The sequence below is a fragment of the Sphingorhabdus sp. genome (assembly GCF_044374345.1).
In the GTDB taxonomy this organism is placed as follows: Bacteria; Pseudomonadota; Alphaproteobacteria; order Sphingomonadales; family Sphingomonadaceae; genus Sphingorhabdus_B.
Genome location: NZ_JBILOS010000124.1, coordinates 1 through 4,900 on the forward strand (window position 1 = coordinate 1; position 4,900 = coordinate 4,900).

The 4,900-nt window shown below is 57.3% G+C and carries 6 protein-coding genes, 1 other RNA gene and 1 pseudogene; 5 read left to right on the plus strand and 3 right to left on the minus strand.

The annotated features are described in order from the left end of the window. Positions 1-591: pseudogene (gene glyA / locus ACIQ5B_RS10170) on the minus strand (serine hydroxymethyltransferase); the annotation flags it as partial. Next, positions 588-1,040 carry a ribose 5-phosphate isomerase B gene (gene rpiB, locus ACIQ5B_RS10175; RefSeq protein WP_397598918.1) on the minus strand — a complete coding sequence of 151 codons (453 nt, stop codon included), beginning with the start codon at positions 1,038-1,040 and terminating at the stop codon, positions 588-590. The pseudogene glyA and the gene rpiB, both read right to left, overlap by 4 nt. Positions 1,041-1,156: 116 nt before the next feature. Between rpiB and ACIQ5B_RS10180 the strand changes: the two genes are divergently transcribed. After that, positions 1,157-1,363 carry a hypothetical protein gene (locus tag ACIQ5B_RS10180; protein WP_397598919.1) on the plus strand — a complete coding sequence of 69 codons (207 nt, stop codon included), beginning with the start codon at positions 1,157-1,159 and terminating at the stop codon, positions 1,361-1,363. A gap of 119 nt (positions 1,364-1,482) precedes the next feature. On the opposite strand, the gene ACIQ5B_RS10185 is transcribed toward ACIQ5B_RS10180, so the two are convergent. Then, on the minus strand, positions 1,483-2,139 hold the full coding sequence (locus ACIQ5B_RS10185; RefSeq protein ID WP_183941171.1) for an alpha/beta hydrolase: 657 nt from the start codon (positions 2,137-2,139) through the stop codon (positions 1,483-1,485). 113 nt (positions 2,140-2,252) lie between these two features. Between ACIQ5B_RS10185 and ACIQ5B_RS10190 the strand changes: the two genes are divergently transcribed. The 4 genes from ACIQ5B_RS10190 to ssrA form a co-directional block, all read left to right on the plus strand. After that, on the plus strand, positions 2,253-3,293 hold the full coding sequence (locus tag ACIQ5B_RS10190) for a cysteine desulfurase family protein (RefSeq protein WP_397598920.1): 1,041 nt from the start codon (positions 2,253-2,255) through the stop codon (positions 3,291-3,293). Continuing rightward, positions 3,290-4,354, plus strand: coding sequence for a cysteine desulfurase family protein (locus ACIQ5B_RS10195; RefSeq protein ID WP_397598921.1), 1,065 nt, complete (start codon positions 3,290-3,292; stop codon positions 4,352-4,354). The genes ACIQ5B_RS10190 and ACIQ5B_RS10195 overlap by 4 nt, the downstream gene beginning before the upstream one ends. Then, the gene (locus tag ACIQ5B_RS10200; RefSeq protein WP_397598922.1) at positions 4,351-4,683 is read left to right on the plus strand and encodes a 2Fe-2S iron-sulfur cluster-binding protein; all 333 of its coding nucleotides are present in this window, start codon (positions 4,351-4,353) and stop codon (positions 4,681-4,683) included. The genes ACIQ5B_RS10195 and ACIQ5B_RS10200 overlap by 4 nt, the downstream gene beginning before the upstream one ends. 6 nt (positions 4,684-4,689) lie before the next feature. Next, positions 4,690-4,900, plus strand: a transfer-messenger RNA (tmRNA) gene (ssrA, locus tag ACIQ5B_RS10205); the annotation flags it as partial.

Consider the following 4,900-nt stretch of genomic DNA (forward strand, 5'->3'; position numbering starts at 1 on the left):
CCGCGCCCAGTCCCAGCCCCGCGAATAAGCGGTGCCGCCGCAGATGATGAGCTTTGGTTTGTTTTCTCTGGCTATGCGCGCGACTTCGTCCATGTCGATCCGATGGTCATCGCGACGGACGCCATATCCGATTGGATTGAACCATTTGCCGGACATGTTTACCGGCGATCCATGGGTAAGGTGTCCGCCTGCGTTGAGATCTAGGCCCATGAAAGTGTCGCCGGGCTGCAGAAGCGCGAGGAACACCGCCTGATTCATCTGACTGCCGCTATTGGGCTGAACATTTGCAAATTCACAGCCGAACAATTGCTTCGCGCGCTCAATGGCGATGGTTTCGATTTCATCGACATATTCGCAGCCGCCATAATAACGCTTGCCCGGATAGCCTTCGGCATATTTGTTGGTGAGGATCGAACCTGTGGCTTCAAGCACCGCGCGCGACGTTATATTTTCCGACGCGATCAATTCGATCTTGTCCTTCTGGCGGCCCAGTTCCTTTGCTATCCAGCCCGCGATTTCGGGGTCGCGTTCCGTCAGGCTTTGCGTAAAAAATCCAGAATTTTGGATGTCATTGGCGGCTGCACTGCTCATGATGGTTCCTTGGTCGTGTTCGGGTTGGATAGTTTATCAACGCGGCGTTGGTGGCGCTCTCCGCCAAATTCAGTTGTTAAAAAGGCATCAAGGCAGGCCTTGGCCATTTCAATGCCGATCAGGCGCGCGCCCATGGCAATCACATTTGCGTCATTATGTTCGCGGGCAAGCCGAGCTGACAATGGTTCGGACACCAAGGCGGCGCGTGCGGCGGGATTGCGGTTCACCGCAATCGAAATGCCAATGCCCGATCCGCATAAAACAACACCGCGTTCTGCGGTGCCATCGGCAATAGCTGCGGCAAGCTTGTAGCCATAATCGGGATAGTCGACCGAGCTTTCATCATGCGGGCCGAGATCGTTCACATCATGCCCTGCCGACAGCAGATATTCCACGAGCGCTGATTTCAGCGCAAGGGCAGCGTGGTCTGAGGCGATAGCGATACGCATAGCACATCCTGTAGCAGCATGAGTCGGGATACGCTCCCCCTATGGCAGAGCGGAGCAAAAGGCTATGCGCTATTTGCCCGATTGCGCGGCTTATCCACCGGCTTTAGAGAGGCGAAATGTTAAACGCCGTTTTATCCATCGCCATGCTGTCCGCGTTCCTGCTTCTCTATGGCGCTTGGAAACGCTGGAGCCGTGATGGTGCAAGTCAGCAAATGTGGCTGATGATCGCTGCCGCTCTCGTTATTTTTGCCAATGTTGCGATTTGGGTTGTACCCGACGAAAAGGGGCAGTCACTGGTGACGGGCAGCGTCGACCAACATTAAGAATATTTCACGCAGAGGCGCAGAGGGCGCAGAGTTTTTCGCCGACACCTTGGGCTTGTTTCAGGGTCTTATTTTTAAAACTATTACTCTGCGATCTCTGCGCCTCTGCGCGCAAAAAATCACTTAATCGGTGAGTTCGGGTCCAACCGGAAATCGAGATAGTTGTTCACGGACGCCATCAGCATATCCATTTCATTTTCAAAGAAATGGTTCGCGCGCGGGATTTCGTCATGGTGAATGGTGATGTGGCGCTGCGTGCGCAGTTTATCGACCAGCTTTTGAACGGCGTTGGGATTGACGACCTCGTCATTCACACCCTGAATGATGATGCCCGATGATGGGCAAGGCGCCAAAAAGCTGAAATCATACATGTTTGCAGGCGGCGATACCGAGATGAAACCGCGGATTTCCGGACGGCGCATCAAAAGCTGCATGCCAATCCATGCGCCAAAGCTGAAGCCAGCGATCCAGGTCGTTGACGCTTCGGGGTGGAAGCTTTGCACCCAATCGAGCGCCGATGCGGCATCAGACAATTCGCCGATGCCATTGTCAAATTCGCCTTCGCTTCGGCCAACGCCGCGAAAGTTGAAACGCAGCACGCCAAATCCGCGCGCTACGAATGTTTTGTACAGCTGCTGCGTAATCCGGTCATTCATTGTTCCGCCGGCTTGGGGGTGCGGATGCAAAATCATTGCAATCGGTGCACGTGGGCGCGGTGGCGGAGAAAAACGGGCTTCGAGGCGGCCTTCAGGACCGGGAATAGCAATAGCAGGCATATTATTGTTCGATTCTTAGATGGGTGCCGAGCTTTGCCCGACGGTTCGGGCTTTGCAGGATTTCGTAGAGCTATATAGAAGCAGTGACGATTTTCGCAACTGTCATGGAAATTATGCCCGACCAAGCCCGCATATATTTGGATCACGCAGCGACGACGCCGGTCATTCCGGCGGCGCGCGAAGCGATGGCCGACGCGATGGCGCGATGGGCCAATCCATCCTCTCCGCATAGCGAGGGGCGCGCAGCCCGCGCGGCGTTGGAGAACGCCCGCACGCGGGTTTCTGCGGCGCTGAATTGGGATGGTGAAGTCATTTTCACCAGCGGCGCAAGTGAGGCAATTGCGATTGCGCTGCGCGGCCATGATGCGATTGCCAGCGCCGTTGAACATGATGCGGTCTTGGCTGTGGCAGGCGCAACCCGCTTGCCCGTCGGCCCAGACGGTTATGTTGACTTGAACGCGATCAAAGGCGCTGCTCGCTATGCCGTGCAGTCCGTGAACAACGAAACCGGCGTTATTCAACCGATGGCGGAGATCGCAGATATTGTGCGGGCCAATGGCGGAATATTGTTTACCGATTGTTCGCAAAGCGCGGGCAAAATGCCGTTGCCCGATGCTGATTTGCTTTGCGTTTCAGCGCACAAATTGGGCGGGCCGCCGGGAATGGGCGCGTTACTCGTTCGCAACCTTGGGCTGCTGGCGCCAACCGGCGGGCAGGAGCAAGGGTACCGGCGCGGCACCGAAAACTTGCCCGCCGCAATCGGATTTGCGACGGCCCTTGAGGCTGGTTTTGCGTGGATGGAAAAAGCCGTTCGGCTGCGCGAGTTGTTGGATGCGGAGATCACTGCCAGCGGCGGCATTGTGGTTGCAGAAGCAAGCAACCGGCTTGCGACCATCGCCAGCTACCGCATGCCCGGCGTTGCGGCCTCAAGTCAGCTGATCAACTTTGACATGGCGGGCATTTCGGTCTCCGCCGGAAGCGCGTGCTCATCAGGCACGCTGAAAACCAGCCATGTGCTTGGCGCAATGGGCTGGGACGAACGATCCGCTTCGGAAGTCGTCCGCGTCAGTTTCAACGCCGATACCAGCGAAAGCGATGTCGCACGGTTTTTAGACGTCTGGCGCACTATCGTCATCCGCGCCAAAGCGGCATGATCTACCTCGATTATCAAGCCACAACGCCGCTCGCCCCAGAGGCATTTGCCGCGATGGAGCCTTGGCTGAAGGATGGATTTGCCAACCCGCATAGCGCACATGCAGCGGGCAGGGCGGCAGCTGCGGCCGTTGAGGTGGCCCGCGACCAAATCGCGGCGCTGCTGCCGAAGGGCGGGCGCGTGATCTTCACCTCTGGTGCGACTGAGGCGATCAACCTGGCGATCATGGGGTGCGGCTTACCCGTCACCGCTGCCGCGACAGAACATGCTGCGGTTTTGGACGTTGTTGAATTTCTAGATGGCCGGATTTTCCCTGTCGATAGTGAGGGGTTGATTTGTCCCGAAACGCAAACGTCTGGTTCCGTTGGCGGGCAGGCGTTAACAGCCATCATGCTCGTCAATAACGAGATTGGGACCATCCAGCCAATCGCGGAGCTGGCAGCAGCCGCACACGCCCAAGGCAATCTGTTCCTATGCGATGCAGTTCAGGCATTTGGCCGCATGCCGATCCCCGATGGTCCCGACATGATCGCGATATCCGCGCACAAAATCCACGGTCCAAAAGGCATTGGCGCCCTGTGGGTGCGTGACGGCGTTGCGCTCACGCCGCAAATGCTGGGTGGCGGGCAGGAACAAGGCATGCGCTCGGGCACATTGTCGCCGGCATTGTGCGCGGGCTTTGGTGCAGCAGCCAAATTGGCGGCGGATTGCATGGACGCGGACGCCACGCATGTTTCTGCCTTATGGGATCACGCAGCCAGCGCATTTGCGGACTGGACCATCAACGGTTCGACGGCCCAACGTTATAAAGGCAATCTCAATATCCGCCGCGACGGCGTCGATGCCGCGCGGTTGATATCGGAGTGCCGGAACATCGCCTTTTCCGCTGGATCGGCCTGCGCCAGTGGTTCTGGCCGCCCCAGCCATGTGTTGCGCGCGCTTGGCCTGACCGACGCACAGGCGAAATCATCGATCCGTTTGGGCTTTGGTCGCTATACGACGGCGGAAGAGATTGATATGGCCGCAGCTGCAATCAACCGGTCAGCAGAGGCGATGCTATGATCAAAGTCACGTTCATCACTGCCGATGGCACTGTCCAGAACGTCGAAGCGGTGCAGGGCCAAAGGCTGCTGGAAATTGCGCAAGCCGCGGGACAACCGTTGGAAGGCACCTGTGAGGGCCAAATGGCCTGTTCAACCTGCCATGTGATCATTGACAAGCTTTGGTTCGACAAACTGCCCCGATCGGTTGAGGACGAGGAAGACATGCTCGACCTTGCTACGGGCGCGCGGCGCACCAGTCGTCTGTCTTGCCAGATCGTGCTCACACCCGATCTCGACGGACTGGTGGTCCATATTCCGGCAGAGAGCCGAAATATGCAGGGCCTTTAACCGCCTTCACTTCCCATTCACGAAAAAGCGCCTATATAGGTCGGTGCTGGGTTCGCCCGGCTATGGTGATAAATTGCGATGTGCAATAGATGCAGCGGACCCGGGGGCGGTACCCGGCAGCTCCACCAAAATCTCTGTTTGCCAGAGGTCTTGGAGGGGCTGAACTAGGATCGACGTGCGTTGAAAAGCATTGTTTTTGCCCGGCATGAATAAGCCG

What these genes read in the sequence shown, in the direction of transcription:
- rpiB (WP_397598918.1), bottom strand. Translation starts at nt 1,040, where the DNA reads ATGCGTATCGCTATCGCCTCAGACCACGCTGCCCTTGCGCTGAAATCA.
- ACIQ5B_RS10180 (WP_397598919.1), top strand. Translation starts at nt 1,157, where the DNA reads ATGTTAAACGCCGTTTTATCCATCGCCATGCTGTCCGCGTTCCTGCTT.
- ACIQ5B_RS10185 (WP_183941171.1), bottom strand. Translation starts at nt 2,139, where the DNA reads ATGCCTGCTATTGCTATTCCCGGTCCTGAAGGCCGCCTCGAAGCCCGT.
- ACIQ5B_RS10190 (WP_397598920.1), top strand. Translation starts at nt 2,253, where the DNA reads ATGCCCGACCAAGCCCGCATATATTTGGATCACGCAGCGACGACGCCG.
- ACIQ5B_RS10195 (WP_397598921.1), top strand. Translation starts at nt 3,290, where the DNA reads ATGATCTACCTCGATTATCAAGCCACAACGCCGCTCGCCCCAGAGGCA.
- ACIQ5B_RS10200 (WP_397598922.1), top strand. Translation starts at nt 4,351, where the DNA reads ATGATCAAAGTCACGTTCATCACTGCCGATGGCACTGTCCAGAACGTC.